The 16,188-nt window shown below is 63.9% G+C and carries 13 protein-coding genes; 12 read left to right on the top strand and 1 reads right to left on the bottom strand.

Annotation, left to right across the window (positions count from 1 at the left end; genetic code table 11):
* Nucleotides 1-36: 36 nt before the first annotated feature.
* From NKI05_RS04420 to NKI05_RS04390, 7 genes are all read left to right on the top strand, one after another.
* Nucleotides 37-3,051 (top strand): caspase family protein, encoded by a 3,015-nt coding sequence (locus tag NKI05_RS04420; RefSeq protein ID WP_023815477.1) that lies wholly within the window; start codon nt 37-39, stop codon nt 3,049-3,051.
* A 99-nt stretch (nt 3,052-3,150) separates the two neighbouring features.
* Nucleotides 3,151-3,699, top strand: a complete 549-nt coding sequence (locus NKI05_RS04415; protein WP_023670442.1) for a histidine phosphatase family protein — start codon at nt 3,151-3,153, stop codon at nt 3,697-3,699.
* A gap of 209 nt (nt 3,700-3,908) precedes the next feature.
* A complete protein-coding gene (locus NKI05_RS04410) occupies nt 3,909-4,190 on the top strand; it encodes an acyl carrier protein (RefSeq protein ID WP_010909964.1) in 282 nt (93 codons plus the stop codon).
* A gap of 55 nt (nt 4,191-4,245) precedes the next feature.
* Nucleotides 4,246-5,439, top strand: coding sequence for a beta-ketoacyl-ACP synthase (locus NKI05_RS04405; RefSeq protein ID WP_023735253.1), 1,194 nt, complete (start codon nt 4,246-4,248; stop codon nt 5,437-5,439).
* A 42-nt stretch (nt 5,440-5,481) separates the two neighbouring features.
* Nucleotides 5,482-6,753 carry a beta-ketoacyl-ACP synthase gene (locus tag NKI05_RS04400; RefSeq protein ID WP_023706061.1) on the top strand — a complete coding sequence of 424 codons (1,272 nt, stop codon included), beginning with the start codon at nt 5,482-5,484 and terminating at the stop codon, nt 6,751-6,753.
* Nucleotides 6,754-6,789: 36 nt separating this feature from the next.
* Nucleotides 6,790-7,818: a zinc-binding dehydrogenase gene (locus NKI05_RS04395; protein ID WP_023815478.1), complete on the top strand. Its 1,029-nt coding sequence runs from the start codon at nt 6,790-6,792 to the stop codon at nt 7,816-7,818.
* Nucleotides 7,819-7,822: 4 nt separating this feature from the next.
* Nucleotides 7,823-8,830 (top strand): lipid A biosynthesis lauroyl acyltransferase, encoded by a 1,008-nt coding sequence (locus NKI05_RS04390; RefSeq protein ID WP_031196351.1) that lies wholly within the window; start codon nt 7,823-7,825, stop codon nt 8,828-8,830.
* A gap of 13 nt (nt 8,831-8,843) precedes the next feature.
* Here the strand turns inward: NKI05_RS04390 and NKI05_RS04385 are convergent, their stop codons facing one another.
* The gene (locus tag NKI05_RS04385; RefSeq protein WP_023681747.1) at nt 8,844-9,275 is read right to left on the bottom strand and encodes a L,D-transpeptidase; all 432 of its coding nucleotides are present in this window, start codon (nt 9,273-9,275) and stop codon (nt 8,844-8,846) included.
* A 222-nt stretch (nt 9,276-9,497) separates the two neighbouring features.
* Here NKI05_RS04385 and NKI05_RS04380 point away from each other — a divergent pair, with 222 nt between their 5' ends.
* From NKI05_RS04380 to NKI05_RS04360, 5 genes are all read left to right on the top strand, one after another.
* Nucleotides 9,498-10,778, top strand: coding sequence for an acetylornithine deacetylase/succinyl-diaminopimelate desuccinylase family protein (locus NKI05_RS04380; protein ID WP_352792195.1), 1,281 nt, complete (start codon nt 9,498-9,500; stop codon nt 10,776-10,778).
* A gap of 121 nt (nt 10,779-10,899) precedes the next feature.
* Nucleotides 10,900-12,375: an ABC transporter substrate-binding protein gene (locus NKI05_RS04375; RefSeq protein WP_023815480.1), complete on the top strand. Its 1,476-nt coding sequence runs from the start codon at nt 10,900-10,902 to the stop codon at nt 12,373-12,375.
* Between the two features lie 334 nt (nt 12,376-12,709).
* Entirely contained in the window at nt 12,710-13,657 is a 948-nt protein-coding gene (locus NKI05_RS04370) for an ABC transporter permease (protein WP_023815481.1), read from the top strand.
* A complete protein-coding gene (locus NKI05_RS04365; protein ID WP_023688144.1) occupies nt 13,654-14,523 on the top strand; it encodes an ABC transporter permease in 870 nt (289 codons plus the stop codon). Before NKI05_RS04370 ends, NKI05_RS04365 begins: the two co-directional genes overlap by 4 nt.
* The gene (locus NKI05_RS04360; RefSeq protein ID WP_023815482.1) at nt 14,520-16,142 is read left to right on the top strand and encodes an ABC transporter ATP-binding protein; all 1,623 of its coding nucleotides are present in this window, start codon (nt 14,520-14,522) and stop codon (nt 16,140-16,142) included. Before NKI05_RS04365 ends, NKI05_RS04360 begins: the two co-directional genes overlap by 4 nt.
* The last annotated feature ends 46 nt before the right edge of the window (nt 16,143-16,188 follow it).

Here is a 16,188-nt window from a genome sequence, read left to right as displayed (position 1 = left end):
TACAGGCTTGGGATCATCAGGGCGGACACACAGCGAATGGTTGCGACGCCGAAACAGCGTCATTTCAGACAGGGGTGGCTGGCGGGTTTCGTCGCTATACTGCTTTGCCTTGGCGTATCTGAGGCCCAGGCCGCCGAGACCAAAAGTCTCAAGGGCGTGGCGCTGATCATCGGCCAGTCGAAATACAAACACATCGCAGCCCTTGCCAACCCGGCCAACGACGCCCGCGACATGGCCAAGATGCTGACCGACCTCGGCTTCGACGCCCGCAACGTCACCGATCGCGATGCCGCCAAGCTGAAGCGCGATCTCGATCGGTTTGTCGAGGACGCCGAAGGCGCCGACGTCGCCTTCATCTATTATTCCGGCCACGGCATCGAGGCGGGCGGCGAGAATTATCTGGTGCCGGTCGATGCCGACGTCTCGTCGTTGAAAAATGCTGGTGAGGCGCTGGTGCCGATTTCAGCCGTCATGGACGAGCTGAAAAAGACCGTGCCGGTGACGATCGTGCTGCTTGACGCCTGCCGCACCAACCCGTTTCCGCCGGACGCGGTCGTGCGACGCGGGCCGACGGCTTCCGCCGAGCCTGTCGGCGCCGGCGGGCTGGAACCGGTGCGCGGCGCAAAAGCCCTCGCCGATGCCTCATTGGATAATGCCAGCCTGGGAACCGTGGTCGGCTTCGCCGCTGAGCCGGGCCGACCCGCACTTGATGGCGCCGCCGGCGAAAACAGCCCCTACGCCGCCGCCCTGCTGCGCCACCTCACCGCGATGAAAGGCACGGAATTCGGCTCGGTCATGCGCATGGTCACCGAGGAGGTCTATCTCGACACCAAGGCAAAGCAGCGCCCCTGGGTCAGCGAGAGTCTGCGTCGCCTGCTCTATTTCGGCGTCGCGCCGCCGGAACCGACCGGCGACGACGGGCTGATCACCGGTGAGCGGCGGCAATTGCTGCTGACCATTTCCGACCTGCCCGATCCCAAACGGGCTCAGGTGGAGTTGGCTTCTCTGCAGGACGGCGTGCCCCTTGACGCGCTCTACGGCGTGCTCAAGGCGCTCGGCACGGAAAAGATCCCTGAGGATCCCAACGACCTGCAGAAGGTGCTGGACAGCCAGGCCGAGCGTCTGAAGAAGATGATGGCCGAGCGCGCCGCATTACGCACCGACGATCCCGAGATCAGTCGCCTGGTCGCATCCGCCGACAAGGCCATAGGCCAGGGCGCCATGGTGACGGCGCGCAAATTCCTCGACGACGCGGTCGGCCGGATCGAGGAAAACAGCGGTGCGGTCGACGAGGCCGAGGACCTGCTCCGGCAAAAGCGCATCGCCGACGCCGCCATCTATGCCAAACGCGCCGACGCCGCCGCGCTGGTCTTCGACTACAAATCCGCCGCCACCGACTACGCCAAGGCGTTTTCGCTGGTCGAGAAGTGGGACGAAAAGCTGCGCTGGAACTACAAGAACCAGGAGGCCGAGGCGCTGAACGCTTATGGCTACGCCACCGGCGACCTCGATGCACTACAACAGTCCATCGAGGCCTATCATGTCATCTTGAACTTCATTCCCAATGGCGAACAGAACCGCGATTGGGCAATCACCCGCAACAACATGGCGGTCGTGCTGCAAACCATCGGCGAACGCGAAACCGAGACCGCGCATCTGGAAGAGGCAGCGCAGATCTTCCGCGGTTCGCTTGCCGTTTTCGAGCGCGAGAAAGATGATCGCAACTGGGCCGCTGCGCAGAACAACCTGGCCAATGTGCTGCTGAAGATCGGGGAACGCGAAAGCGACCCCAAGCGCCTGAACGATGCGGTGGCGGCAATGCGCGCCACGCTGGAGAGGCGCCCGCGCGACAAGCTGCCTTTGGACTGGGCCTCTTCGCAGAACAATCTTGGCCTCGCCCTCTATGCGCTCTCCGAACGCGAACCCACCGGCGAGCATCTTAAGCAGGCCGAAGCCGCCTACCGGCTGGCGCTTGAGGAATACACGCGCGAAAAAGCGCCGGTAGAATGGGCGATGATCGAGAACAATCTCGGCAACACGCTGGTCACCCTTGGCATCCAGCTCAACGATAAGGCCAAGATCAATGAGGCGGCCAACGCTTTCCGCGCCGCGCTGGAAGTGCGAACCCGCGAAACCTTCCCGGTGTCCTGGGCGACCAGCCGCCTCAACCTGGGCAATGCGCTGAGCGGTATCGCCCGCTTCGATATGGGCACGGCTACGCTGGAAGAAGCTGCAGCTGCCTACAACGACGCTCTGACGGTGTTTACCCGCAAGCGCTTCCCGATGGACTGGGCGTCAGCCCAGAACAATCTTGGATCGATCTATCAGACCCTTGGTCAGCGCACCCGTGATGCGGCCAAGCTGGAACAGTCGGCGGCAGCCTTCCAGGCGGCACGGCAGGTCTATGTCAGGCGGAAGTTCCCGCAGGACTGGGCGATGAGCTACTACAATCTCGGCAACACGCTGCAGCTTCTCGGCGGCGTCACCGACAAGCCCGAGCATTACAGCGAGGCGGTCGACGCCTACGGCAATGCGTTGCGCGAGTACAAGCGCGAGACGAACCCGCGGCAATGGGCAATGGCCCAGGCCGGCCTGGGCTCGACGCTGCACTGGTTGAGCATGAGCAATGGCGATGCCAAGACGCTGCAGGATTCGATTGCGGCGCGGCGGGCAGCGCTCGAAATACTCACCATCGAGGCCGCGCCGGTCGACTGGGCCAACGCTCAAAATGGCATCGGTATGAGCCTGCTCAATCTCGGCAATCTCCAGCGGACCGACAAATATCTCAACGACGCCGAAGCGGCGTTCACGGCGGCGCTGAAGGTGTTTACGCGCGAAAGTCAGCCGCTGCAGTGGGCCTTCGAGCAGAACAATATCGGCGACGTCCACTGGAACCGCGCCAGCTATGGCGCGGGCAAGCCGGAATATCTCAAGGCGATCGAATTCTTCGAGAACGCCAAGCAGGGCTTCACCGAAGCCGGCTACACGATCCCTATCCCGCTCACCGATCAGAAGATCGAGCTGGCGAAGAAGCAAATGGCGAAAATGTGAAGCGAACCGAGGGTTCGCCTTTCGCTTGTCTTTGTGCCGGCTTTCCGATCCCTATATCAGAATGACCGGAGCGGCATCGGGCTCCCGGAAAAGGTTTCGATGATTCGATTTGTGCTGTCGCTGTTCCTGCTTGCTGTTCCCGCCGTCGCCCACGCGACCGACGCCGGCTGGGCGCTGCTGCGTGACGGCGGCCATGTCGTGCTGCTTCGCCACGCGCTGGTCACCGGCACCACCGACCCCGCCAATTTCGTCATCGACAACTGCGCCACCCAGGTCAACCTATCGGCGCGCGGCAAGCAGCAGGCGAGCAAGATCGGCGCCTTGTTCGGCGCCCGCGCCGCCCCCATCGAGCGGGTGCTGTCCAGCCGCTATTGCCGCTGCCTCGACACTGCCCGCATCGCCTTCGAGGCGGAGCCGGAGCTTTTTGCGCCGCTCGACCTCCTGAGGAGCGATCCGACCGAGAAGGCCGCGCAGCTCGACGCGGTGATGAAGGAAATCCGCGCCTACACCGGTTCCGACAATCTGGTCATGGTCACGCATCTCGAAAACATCGTCGCGCTGACCGGCGTCTCGCCGCGCGAGGGCGAAGCGGTGGTGGTCGAGCCGCAGGGCGATGGCTTGCGCGTGCTCGGCCGCGTCACGTTCTGAGAAAGCCAGTGGTCAAGCTCCGTGAAAACTGAGCTGACGTAACGTCAACTGGGAGGGCCGCCGGCTTGTCGGGCGGCCCTTCTTGTCTTTATGGGAAGGCCATCCCATCTGCGCCCGGCGCATCAGGCCTTTTCCTGCCGGGAAAAACCGATTAGACAGCGCCCAAACCAGATGCGGACAGATTCCGCCCGCAACCGAAGGAAGAGCCCTTGTCCACCACGTTCGACAAAGTCGCCAAGATCATTGCCGACACCAGCGAGATCGACATCGATACCATCACTCCCGAGAGCCACACGATCGACGATCTCGGCATCGACAGTCTCGATTTCCTCGATATCGTCTTTGCCATCGACAAGGAATTCGGCATCAAGGTGCCGCTGGAAAAGTGGACCCAGGAAGTCAATGACGGCAAGGCTTCGACCGACGATTACTTCGTCATGAAGAACCTGTGCGCCAAGATCGACGCGCTGGTCGCCGCCAAGACCGCCTGATATCGGCAAGCGCGCGGCCTTGACGGGCTGCGCCGCCTGACCCACAAAGCCGCTCATGAGCAGCCCTCGCGACGTCGTCATCACCGGTATCGGCCTTGTCTCCTCGCTGGGAGAGGGTCCGGATACCCACTGGCAGAAGCTGGCGCAGCCGGGCCTGGAGCCGGTGCTCGAAGCCGCGCGCTTTGGGCCCTACACCGTGCATCCCCTGCCGGAGATCGACTGGAACCTGCAGATCGCCAAGCGCGGCGACCAGCGGCAGATGGAAACCTGGCAGCGGCTGGGCACCTATGCCGCCGGCATGGCGCTGGACGACGCCGGCATCAAGGGCAATGACGAACTCTGCACGACCATGGACATGGTTGTCGCTGCCGGCGGCGGCGAGCGGGACGAGGCGGTCGATGCCGCCATCCTCGCCGCGTCCGAGAGCCGCAACGACCGCGACGTGCTGCTCAACGAGAAGCTGACCACCGAATTGCGGCCGACGCTTTTCCTGGCCCAGCTCTCCAATCTGCTCGCCGGCAACATCTCCATCGTCCACAAGGTGACGGGATCGTCGAGGACCTTCATGGGCGAGGAAGGTGCCGGCGTCGCCGCCGTCGAGACCGCCGCGGCGCGCATCCGCTCCGGACAGTCGACCCACATACTGGTAGGTGGCGCCTTCCAGACCGAACATTCCGACATGCTGCTCGGCTATGAATTGGCCGGCTATCTGCATCGCGGCCCATGGAAGCCGGTCTGGCAGAGACAGGGCGCCGAGGGCGGCGGCCTGGTCTCCGGCTCCGGCGGCGCGTTCCTGGTGCTGGAGCAGCGCGAACACGCGCAAAGCCGTGGGCGGAAAATCTATGCCGAGCTCGGACCGGTCGTCTCAGGCCGCGCCCGGCGCTCGCGCGGCGAGCTTGACGCCGAGATCGCGACACTGCTCAAACAGGCAACTCTCCCAAGCGGCAAGCTGCTTGCCCTGTCGGGCGCCTCCGGCGCGCATACCGCAACGTCAGCCGAAAAGTCAGCGCTGGATGCCAATCCGGCGATATCGGCGCGCGGCTTCGCCACGCTGACCGGGCATATGAAGGAAGCGCAGTTTCCATTCGCGGTCGCCCTCGCCGCCCTGGCCGTTGACCGCAAGGCCGCCTACCCAGTATTCGACGCCGCGGCCGAGAAGCCGTTCGAAGGCATTCCCGAAACCGTGCTCGCAACGGCGATCGGCTATCACCAATTCGAGGGCATGGCTCTGGTCAACGCTGCTGCTTGAAGCAGCGCTGCGCGATCATGCTGCAAAGTTAAGAGGTTCCGGATGGCCAATCTCAGAGATCACATGGGCAGGCCGATCGTCGCCGTCACCGGCATCGGTGTGGTAACGTCGCTCGGCATCGGCAAGGCCGATAACTGGGCGGCACTGACCTCCGGCAAATCGGGCATCCACCCGATCACCCGCTTTCCCGTCGACCACCTCAACACCCGCATCTCCGGCATGGTCGATTTCCTCGACTCAAGCTCGAAAGGCGCCAGCCTGCTGACCTACGAACTGGCCGAAACCGCCGCGAATGAGGCGGTGGCCGAATCCGGCCTCGATTCCTCTGATTTTGGCGGGCCTCTGTTCCTCGCCTCGCCGCCGGTCGAACTCGACTGGCACGACCGCTTCGCGCTCTACAATTCCGACGGCAAAGGCGCCGGCGCCGAAAGGCTGCTCAGGGTGGCGCGCGGGCTGAAGGAAACAGATACGTTCGCAAGCACGCAGTTCGGCGCGATCGCCGACCGGCTGGCCGACCGCTTTGGCACGCGCGGCCTGCCGATCACACTGTCGACGGCCTGCGCTTCGGGCGCCACCGCCATCCAGCTCGGCGTCGAAGCGATCCGCCGCGGCGAATGCGACCGGGCGCTGTCCATCGGCGCCGACGGTTCGGCAACCGCCGAGGCGCTGATCCGCTTTTCGTTGCTCTCGGCGCTGTCGACCCACAATGACATCCCTGAAAAGGCGTCAAAACCCTTCTCCAAGGACCGCGACGGCTTTGTGCTGGCCGAAGGCTCCGGCGCTCTGGTGCTGGAATCGCTTGAGGCAGCCCTTGCCCGGGGCGCCAGCGTTCTCGGCATCCTGCGCGGCTGCGGTGAAAAGGCCGACGATTTCCATCGCACCCGTTCCAAGCCCGACGGTTCCCCGGCGATCGCAGCAGTCCGCGCCGCCCTTGCGGATGCCGGCCTGAGCAAGGACGAGATCGACTACGTCAACGCTCACGGCACCTCGACGCCGGAAAACGACAAGATGGAGCATCTGTCGCTGTCGACCGTGTTCGGCGATCGCATCGGCTCGATGCCGGTCTCGTCCAACAAGTCGATGATCGGCCACACGCTGTCGGCGGCGGGTGCTGTCGAAGCGGCGTTTTCGCTGATGACCATGCGCGAAAGCGTCATTCCGCCGACCATCAACTACGACAATCCCGACCCGGCAATCGTGCTCGACGTGGTGCCCAACAAGAAGCGCAATGCCGAAGTCGGCACCGTGCTCTCGAACTCGTTCGGCTTCGGCGGCCAGAACACTTGCCTTGTCATGGCGCGGGAACCGGTCTAAGCGACCTTTTTCAGCCAGACTGAACTGACAGGCTCCATGCGCGCACTGCAACTTATCGAGGACCGCCGTCTTGAAACGGTGGACCTGCCGCCCCCGCCGCCCCCCGCATTGGGCGAAGTCACGCTGCGCATCAAGGCGGTGGCGCTGAACCATATCGACGTCTGGGGCTGGCGTGGCATGGCCTTCGCCAAGCGTAAGCTGCCGCTGGTCGTCGGCGCCGAAGCCTCCGGCGAGGTCGAAGCTGTCGGCCCCGGCGTCTCCAGCCTGCTGCCCGGACAATTGCTGTCGATCTACGGCGCGCGCACCTGCGGCCTTTGCCGCGCCTGCCGCGAAGGCCGCGACAATCTCTGCGAACATGTCTCGGGCGTCCACGGCTTCCATCTCGACGGCTTTGCCCAGGAGAAGATCAACCTGCCGGCGCGCCTGCTGGTCCCTGCTCCTCCCGGCGTGACCGATGTCGGCGCGGCTGTCGCCCCCGTCACCTTCGGCACCGTCGAGCACATGCTGTTCGACAATGCCAAGCTGCAGCCCGGCGAAACCATCCTCATCCATGCCGGCGGCTCCGGCATCGGCTCGGCGGCGATCCAGCTGGCCAAGCGCATGGGTTGCACCATCATCACCACGGTCGGTTCCAACGACAAGATCGACAAGGCCAAGGCGCTCGGCGCCGACCATGTCATCAACTACCGCGACGATCGTTTCGAAGGCGTCGTGCGCAAGCTCACCAGGAAGAAGGGCGTCGACGTCGTCTTCGAACATGTCGGCGCCGACACCTTTGCCGCCTCGATGCTGTGCCTCAAGCGCGGCGGCCGCCTGGTCACCTGCGGCTCGACCTCCGGCGTGTCGACGCAGATCAATCTGATGCAGCTGTTCCAGCAGCAGCTGAAGCTGCTTGGGTCCTTCGGCTGCCGCATGGAGAACATGGCCAACGCCATGCAGAAGATGGCGGCGGGACAGGTCGCACCTGTCATCGACACCGAAGTCGGCTTCGACGGCATCGACGCCGCGTTGAAGCGCATGGAAGGCCGCGACGTGTTCGGCAAGATCATCCTGCGCGTTTCTTAGGACTATGGTCGGCAAGGTGTTCAAGAAAGCCCGCCGGGACTTCATGTTCCGCTATGGCCGAAGACTGCGCCAGATGGAGCACTGGCTGGTGGCGCGCGTGGCGATGACGATCATCTCGCTGCTGCGCCTCTTGCCCGCGGACAGGGCGCTCAATTTCGCCGACCGGGCGGCACGGCGCATCGGTCCGTGGGTCGGGCGCCACCGTGTCGCCATCAACAATCTGCGCCTTGCCTATCCCGAAAAGAGCGATGTCGAGATCGAGGCCATCGCCTCCGACATGTGGGGCAACATGGCCCGGCTCGCCGCCGAATACATCTTTCTTGACGCCCTCTTCGACTATGATCCGAACGCAGCGACGCCCGGCCGCGTCGAAGTCGGTGGCGCCGATCATTTCCATCAGATAGCTGGCGAGGACAAACCGCATATCCTGTTCACCGGCCATCTCGGCAATTTTGAATTGCTGCCGGTGGCTGCCGCGACGTTCGGCATGAAGATCACGGCGCTGTTTCGTCCGCCGAACAATCCCTACCTCGCCGATTATATCCATTCGACGCGGCGTTCGAGCATGGGCGCCTTGCTGCCGTCTTCGACCGGCGCCTCCTTCGCGTTGGCGTCGATTCTGGAGAAAGGCGGCAATATCGGCGTTTTGGTCGACCAGAAATTCTCCAGCGGACTGGAGACGATCTTCTTTAATCGCCCATGCCAGAGCAATCCGGTTCTGGGCATGCTCGCCCGTCACTATGATTGCGACGTCTATCCGGCGCGATGTGTGCGGCTGCCAGGCAACCGCTTCCGCCTCGAGATCGAGGACAAGCTGACCTTGCCGCGCAATGAAAGCGGCAGCGTCGATGTCGCGGCCACCACCCAACTGCTCGCCGACGTGGTCGAGCGCTGGGTGCGCGAAGATCCGGGACAGTGGATGTGGTTCCACAAAAGGTGGGAAATCTCAGGCCGGCGTCGCCGCCGGCGCGGACAGGCCAACGCCACCGGCCAGGGGCAGCGTCAATCTTAAGTCGTCGAAAGCCTCAGTTCGTCACAACGATCCGCGTATTGCCGAAGCCGACTTCGCGCACCATCGCATAGAACATCGCGGCATTGGCGGTGTGCAGCCGCACGCAGCCATGCGATGCCGGACGCCCTAGCTGCCTGACCGCGCCGGTGCCGTGGATGGCGTAGCCGCCATGGAAGAACACCGAGTAAGGCATTGGCGACATGTGGTATTTCTTCGAATACCACATCCGCGCCGTGCGTTGCGGCCGATAGGTGCCGCGCGGCGTGAAATAGCCACTGCGGGCGGTCGACACGCTCCAGCGATAAAGCACCTGGCCGTATTGGCTGACGGTCATGGTCTGCGACGAGACGTCGATGCTGGCCACCAGCGAGGCAGCCCTGCTTTCGATGGACGTGCCGAACAGCATCGCCGCAAAAGCAGCTGCCATGAGAACGATTTTAGTCATGAGATCAAACCCCTTTGATGCCCCTTGCCTGCCCTGTCATCACGCGGTTTTTCATCTTTTTAACGACAGGTGAGTGATCTAACACACACTCCTTGATAAATTCGCCAATCTAAAGCAGCGAATTTGAACGATTTTCCGCCATAGTTGCCGCTGCGACACGAAGTTTCGGCGCCAGTGGCGCGATGCTTGCAAAACCACCCCCTTGCCTGCTCAAATCCGGGAATGAACAAACGACTCTTCAAAGCGATAGACGCCCGTGTTGATGACCTGGTCGCACTGACCGCCGACCTGATCCGCTTCCCGACCATCAACCCGCCTGGCGAAGCCTATCGCCCCTGCGCCGAACATATCGGTGCGCGCCTAGGCAGGCTTGGCTTCGAAACCGAATTCATCCGCGCCGAAGGCACGCCCGGCGACACCGACCGCTATCCCCGCGTCAATGTCGTCGCCCGCTTCGACGGCCGCTCGCCTGGAGCCTGCGTCCATTTCAACTCGCACATCGATGTGGTCGAAGCCGGCGAGGGCTGGAGCGTCGATCCCTTTGCCGGCGTGGTGAAGGACGGCAAGGTCTACGGGCGCGGCGCCTGCGACATGAAAGGGGGCATGGCTGCCTCGATCATCGCGGCGGAAGCCTTCATGGAGGTATTCCCCGACTTTCCTGGCGCCATCGAAATCTCCGGCACCGTCGATGAAGAGTCCGGCGGCTTCGGCGGCGTCGCCCATCTGGCGAAGCTTGGCTATTTCTCGAAACCCAAGGTCGACCACGTCATCATCCCCGAGCCGCTGAACAAGGACCGCATCTGTCTTGGCCATCGCGGCGTCTGGTGGGCGGAGATCGAGACCAAGGGCGAGATCGCGCATGGCTCGATGCCGTTCCTCGGCGACAATGCCGTGCGCCACATGGGCGCCGTGCTGCAGGCCTTCGAGGATGAACTGTTTCCGGCGCTCGACCGCAAGGTGACGCGCATGCCTGTCGTGCCCGAAGGCGCAAAGCGCTCGACCATGAACATCAACTCGATCCATGGCGGCCAGACCGAGGATTTCCGCCCCGGCCTGCCCTCACCCAACGTGCCCGACGCCTGCCGGCTGACCATCGACCGCCGCTTCCTGCTCGAGGAGGACCTTGCCACGGTCAAGAGCGAGGTGACCGATATCCTCGACCGGCTGAAGCGCGAGCGCAAAAAGTTCGACTACGAGATTCGCGACCTGATGGAGGTGCTGCCGCTGATGACCGAGCGCGACGCGCCGGTGGTCAAGGCGGTGGCGCAAGGCATCATGGCGATCTTCGACCGTGAGCCGGATTATGTCATTTCACCAGGCACTTACGACCAGAAGCACATCGCCCGCATCGGCCACATCTATGATTGCATCGCCTATGGCCCGGGCATTTTGGACCTCGCCCACCGGCCCGACGAATGGGTCGGTATCTCTGATATGGTGGAGTCGGCCAAGGTGATGGCGATCGGGCTGAATGTGCTGCTTAGGGGCACGGCCGCGGACTGAACCATCGACTTCGCTGAAAAAACATTCCTCCCCGCGCCGCTGCAGAGCACGAAACGCAATTTACTCCACCTCGAAATCACGCTTCTATCGTACCAGGGTTCGAGCATTTGGGAGTTGCACGATGAAATTGTGGAAAACCATTCTTGCCGCCACGGTGCTGGCACTGGCCGGCAGTCAGGCATTTGCCGCACGCACCGACCTGGTGATCGGCATTACGCTCGAGCCGCCACATCTCGATCCGACCGCCGGTGCTGCCGCGGCGATCGACGAAGTGCTCTACGCCAACGTCTTCGAGGGCCTGACCCGCATCGGTCCGAATGGCGAAGTGCTGCCCGACCTTGCCGAGAGCTGGGCCATTTCCGACGATGGCAAGGTCTACACCTTCAAGCTGCACACCGGCGTCAAATTCCATGACGGCAGCGATTTCGACGCCGGCGACGTGAAGTTCTCGCTCGACCGCGCCCGCGCCGACAATTCGGTCAACGCGCAAAAAGCCCTGTTCGCCTCCATCGATACGGTCGAAGTCATCGATCCGACGACGGTCAAGGTGACGCTGAAGAACCCGCAGGGGTCGTTCCTCTACAATCTGGGCTGGGGCGACGCGGTGATTGTGGCGCCCGAGAGCGCCGACACCAACAAGGAAAAGCCCATCGGCACCGGCCCGTTCAAATTCCAGAGCTGGGCCAAGGGCTCGTCGATCACGCTGGTGAAATCGGACACTTACTGGGGCGCCCCGGTGTTCCTCGACAAGGCCGAGTTCCGCATCGTTCCCGACGCCGCTGCCGCCGTGCCGGCGCTGCTCTCCGGCGACATCCAGGCTTTCCCTTTCTTCGATCCCGACAGCGTCGCGCAGGTCAAAGACGATCCGCGCTTCAAGGTGGTGATCGGCTCGACTGAGGGCGAGACCATTCTGGCGATCAACAACAAGAAGCCGCCTTTCGACAAGCTCGAGGTGCGGCAGGCAATTGCCTTCGCGCTCGACCGCAAGGCGATCATCGACGGCGCCTCGGCCGGCCTCGGCGTGCCGATCGGCTCGCACATGTCGCCCGCCAGCAAGGCCTATGTCGACCTCACCGGCCTGTACCCGCACAATGTCGACAAGGCCAAGGAGCTGCTGAAGCAAGCCGGCTTCGAAAACGGCATCAAGGCGACGCTGAAACTGCCGCCGCCTTCCTATGCACGGCTTGGCGGCGAGATCATCGCCTCGCAGCTGCGCGACGTCGGCATCGACCTGGAAATCATTCCGGTCGAATGGGCGCAGTGGCTGGATCAGGTGTTCACCAAGAAGGATTACGACCTGACCATCGTCTCCCACACCGAGCCCAACGACATCGATATCTACTCGCGCGAGGACTACTACTTCAACTACGACAACCCCGCCTTCGACAAGATCATCGCCGAGCTGAACCTCACCTCCGACGACGCCAAGCGCAACACGCTGCTCGGCGAAGCACAGAAGATCCTGGCCGACGACGCCGTGGTCGGCTTCCTCTATGAACTGCCGAAGGTCGGCGTCTGGGACGCCAAGCTGCAGGGCCTGTGGGAAAACGCGCCGATCCAGGCGAATGACCTGACCAAGGTGAAGTGGGCGGATTGAGGCGGCGGGCCAAAGGGCGGCGTTTGCGCTCCGTCACACCCCCCTCTGCCCCGCCGGGCATCTCCCCCGCAAGGGGGGAGATTGGGCTCTCGTCTCCGCTTTCGCCTATCGCGAACGTTGAACGCTGGTCGACGACACAGAAACTGCTGATCTCCCCCCTTGCGGGGGGTGAGGAGTGGTCCGCGCAGCGGACGGAAAGCCAACTGCTTGGCTTTCCGAACAACGAACGCCCGAAGCGACAGCGAAGGGCCGGGTCCGGCAGGACAGAGGGGGGTGTGACAGAACGCTGCCTTTGCTCAGTCATCGCACTTGGCAACGCACCATTCCCTCCACCATGACCGCCTACCTCCTCAAACGCCTCGCGATTGCCATCGCCACCTTGATCCTGGCCTCGATGGTCGTCTTCGCCGTGCTCGAAATCCTGCCTGGCGACCCGGCGCGGCTGATGCTCGGCCTCAACGCCAGCGCCGAGCAGGTCGAGCTCCTGCGCAACCAGATGGGCCTCAACGAGCCGCTTCTCCTGCGCTACCTCCACTGGGTCGGCGGCCTGCTCAGCCTCGATTTCGGCCGCTCCTACACTTATTCGGTGCCGGTCATCGATCTTGTCCGCGAGCGCATGGCGGTTTCCCTGCCGCTGGCGCTGATGGCGCTGGCGCTGTCGACCATCATTGCCATCCCGGTCGGGCTCTATTCCGCCAGCCGGCGCGGGCGGGCCGGCGACACCGTCGCCATGGGCGCCGCCCAACTCGGCGTCGCCATCCCGAACTTCTGGTTCGCGCTGATGCTGATCTACCTCTTTGCCGTCTGGCTGCGGCTGGTGCCGGCCGGCGGCTTTCCCGGCTGGAGCGCCGGTGTCTGGCCGGCGCTGAAATCGCTGCTGCTGCCGGCCGTAGCACTTGCGCTGCCGCAGGCGGCGATCTTGGCGCGCGTTGCCCGCTCCGCGCTGCTCGAGGTGCTGAACGAGGATTATATCCGCACCGCCCGCGCCAAGGGCCTGCGCTATCGTGCCGTACTATGGCGGCACGCGCTGCGCAACGCGATGATCCCGGTTCTGACCATTCTGGGCCTGCAATTCGCCTTCCTGCTCGCCGGCACCATCATCATCGAGAACGTCTTTTATCTCCCCGGCCTCGGACGGCTGGTGTTCCAGGCGATCACTCAGCGCGACCTGATCGTCGTCGAAAGCATCGTCATGCTGCTGGTCGTCGCCGTCATTGCCGTTAACCTCGTCGTCGACGTCTCCTACGCCATCGTCGATCCGCGCCTTCGAGGCCGGCAATGACGCTGCACATCGACATCCCGCAGGAGACGTTGGGCAGCATTCTGGCCAAGGCCTTCCGCAACCGCTCCTTCCTCATCGGCTTCGCCATCACGGTGCTGGTGGCTGCAATAGCGGTCATCTCCTACGTCTGGACGCCCTACGACGTGACCAAACTGGTGATCTCGGACAAGACGCTCGCGCCCTCTGCGGCGCACTGGTTCGGCACCGATCATTTCGGCCGCGACATCCTGTCGATGATCATGGTCGGCGCCCGCAACTCGATCGCCGTGGCGCTGGTCGCGGTCGGCATCGGCATGGGCGTCGGCGTGCCGCTCGGCGCCTTCGCCGCGGCGCGCGGCGGGTTGGTCGACGAGGCGCTGATGCGGCTGAACGACCTCGTCTTCGCCTTCCCGGCGCTGCTGTCGGCGATCATGATCACCGCCATCTTCGGACCGGGCGCGATCAACGCCATCATCGCCATCGGCATCTTCAACATCCCGGTGTTTGCGCGCGTCGCCCGCGCCGGCGCGCTGGCGATCTGGCCACGCGAGTTCATTCTCGCCGCGCGCGCCGCCGGCAAGAGCAAGACGCAGATTACAATCGAGCACGTGCTGCCCAACATCGCCACGCTGCTTCTGGTGCAAGGCACCATCCAGTTCGCGCTCGGCATTTTGGCCGAAGCCGGTCTCTCCTATGTCGGCCTCGGCGCCCAGCCGCCAATGCCGAGCTGGGGCCGCATGCTGTTCGACGCGCAGACGCGCATGGTGGTGGCGCCTTGGATGGCGATCTTCCCCGGCATGGCCATCGTCATCACCGTGCTTGGGCTCAATCTGCTCGGTGACGGCATCGCCGACATACTCGACCCGAAATCGCGGCGGCAGCGATGAGCCTGCTGCAGATCGAGAACCTGTCGCTGGCCGTCGGCGACACGCCGATCCTGAAAGGGGTCGAGCTCTCCGTCGCGCCCGGCGAGGTGATGGGCCTGGTCGGTGAATCCGGTTCCGGCAAATCGATGACGGCGCTGACCATCATGCAGCTTCTGCCGCATGCGGCGCGCGCCACCGGCCGCGTGACCTTCGACGGCATCGATATTCTGGCCGCAACCGAGGACCAGATGTGCGCGCTGCGCGGCGACGACATCGGCATGGTGTTCCAGGAGCCGATGACGGCGCTCAACCCCGTCAAGACCATCGGCGAGCAGGTCGCCGAAGGCATACGCTGGCACACTAGGGCAAGCCGTGCCGACGCCGAAGACCGCGCGCGCAAAATGCTCGACCGCGTTGGCCTGCCGGAGGCCAAATTCCCGCTGTCGCGCTATCCGCACGAACTGTCGGGCGGCCAGCGCCAGCGCGTCGTCATCGCCATTGCCTGCGCATTGAAACCCAAGCTGCTCATCGCCGACGAGCCGACCACGGCGCTCGACGTGGTGCTGCAGGCGCAGATCCTCGACCTCTTGCGCGGCCTTGTCAGCGAAAACCGAATGGGCCTGCTGTTGATCTCGCACGATCTCGCGGTCGTCACCGAAATGGCCGACCGCATCACCATTCTGCGCCATGGCGAGGTGATGGAAGCCGGCGACACCGCACGCACGCTGTCGGAACAGCTGCATCCCTACACGCGCCAGCTGGCGCTGGCCTCCATGCACGTGCCCGCGCGCGCCAAGGTTCACGCCGCCGGCCAGGGCAAACCGCTGCTTGAGGTCGAAGGCGTGACACGGGACTATCCGGGCCGGCGCACCTCCCTGTTCAAGTCAGCGGCTCCAATCCGCGCCGTCGACGACGTGTCCTTGTCGCTGGCGCCGGGCCAATCGGTGGCGCTGGTCGGCCGCTCCGGGTGCGGCAAGTCAACGCTTGCCCGCATGATCCTGGCGCTCGACAAATCGACATCGGGAACGATCCGCTTTCGCGGCGAGACTATCACCGGCAAAAGCGAGGCGGAGCTCAAAGCCGCGCGGCGCGACATGCAGGTGGTGTTCCAGGATCCCTACGGCTCTTTCGACCCGCGCCAGAAGGTCGTAAAACTGGTCGCCGAGCCGCTGCATGTACTGGAGACGAAGCCGACACCGGCTGAGCGGCGCGAGATGGTGGCGCATGCGCTGCACGAGGTCGGCCTCGGCACCAGCGACATGGACAAATATCCGCATGAGTTTTCCGGCGGCCAGCGCCAGCGCCTGTCGATCGCCCGCGCCATCATCACTAGGCCGAAGCTGGTCGTCGCCGACGAGCCGGTCTCGGCGCTCGACGTCTCGATCCGCGCCCAGATCCTCGACCTGTTCGCAGAGCTCAACCAGAAGCTCGGCATCGGCTATCTCTTCATCACCCACGATTTGACCGTCGCCCGCGCCATCACCGATGAGGTGCTGGTCATGCATGACGGCAGGATCGTCGAGCGCGGCAAGACCGGTGACGTGCTCGATCATCCGCAGTCGGAGGCGGCCAGGGCGCTGGTCGCGGCTGCGCCCGATCTGCATCGGGCGATCGCTCGCCGTATGCAGGAACAGGGGTAAGTGACCGGTTCGCGCAGCGAATTCATCGTGCCAGTGGCACGATGAA

Origin of the sequence: Mesorhizobium sp. M0771 (assembly GCF_040320155.1) — a bacterium.
Classification (GTDB): Bacteria; Pseudomonadota; Alphaproteobacteria; order Rhizobiales; family Rhizobiaceae; genus Mesorhizobium.
Note: the sequence above shows the minus strand (reverse complement) of the source record. Positions and strands in the feature narration are given on the sequence as shown.

What these genes read in the sequence shown, in the direction of transcription:
- NKI05_RS04420 (WP_023815477.1), top strand. Translation starts at nt 37, where the DNA reads ATGGTTGCGACGCCGAAACAGCGTCATTTCAGACAGGGGTGGCTGGCG.
- NKI05_RS04415 (WP_023670442.1), top strand. Translation starts at nt 3,151, where the DNA reads ATGATTCGATTTGTGCTGTCGCTGTTCCTGCTTGCTGTTCCCGCCGTC.
- NKI05_RS04405 (WP_023735253.1), top strand. Translation starts at nt 4,246, where the DNA reads ATGAGCAGCCCTCGCGACGTCGTCATCACCGGTATCGGCCTTGTCTCC.
- NKI05_RS04400 (WP_023706061.1), top strand. Translation starts at nt 5,482, where the DNA reads ATGGCCAATCTCAGAGATCACATGGGCAGGCCGATCGTCGCCGTCACC.
- NKI05_RS04395 (WP_023815478.1), top strand. Translation starts at nt 6,790, where the DNA reads ATGCGCGCACTGCAACTTATCGAGGACCGCCGTCTTGAAACGGTGGAC.
- NKI05_RS04390 (WP_031196351.1), top strand. Translation starts at nt 7,823, where the DNA reads ATGGTCGGCAAGGTGTTCAAGAAAGCCCGCCGGGACTTCATGTTCCGC.
- NKI05_RS04385 (WP_023681747.1), bottom strand. Translation starts at nt 9,275, where the DNA reads ATGACTAAAATCGTTCTCATGGCAGCTGCTTTTGCGGCGATGCTGTTC.
- NKI05_RS04380 (WP_352792195.1), top strand. Translation starts at nt 9,498, where the DNA reads ATGAACAAACGACTCTTCAAAGCGATAGACGCCCGTGTTGATGACCTG.
- NKI05_RS04375 (WP_023815480.1), top strand. Translation starts at nt 10,900, where the DNA reads ATGAAATTGTGGAAAACCATTCTTGCCGCCACGGTGCTGGCACTGGCC.
- NKI05_RS04370 (WP_023815481.1), top strand. Translation starts at nt 12,710, where the DNA reads ATGACCGCCTACCTCCTCAAACGCCTCGCGATTGCCATCGCCACCTTG.
- NKI05_RS04365 (WP_023688144.1), top strand. Translation starts at nt 13,654, where the DNA reads ATGACGCTGCACATCGACATCCCGCAGGAGACGTTGGGCAGCATTCTG.
- NKI05_RS04360 (WP_023815482.1), top strand. Translation starts at nt 14,520, where the DNA reads ATGAGCCTGCTGCAGATCGAGAACCTGTCGCTGGCCGTCGGCGACACG.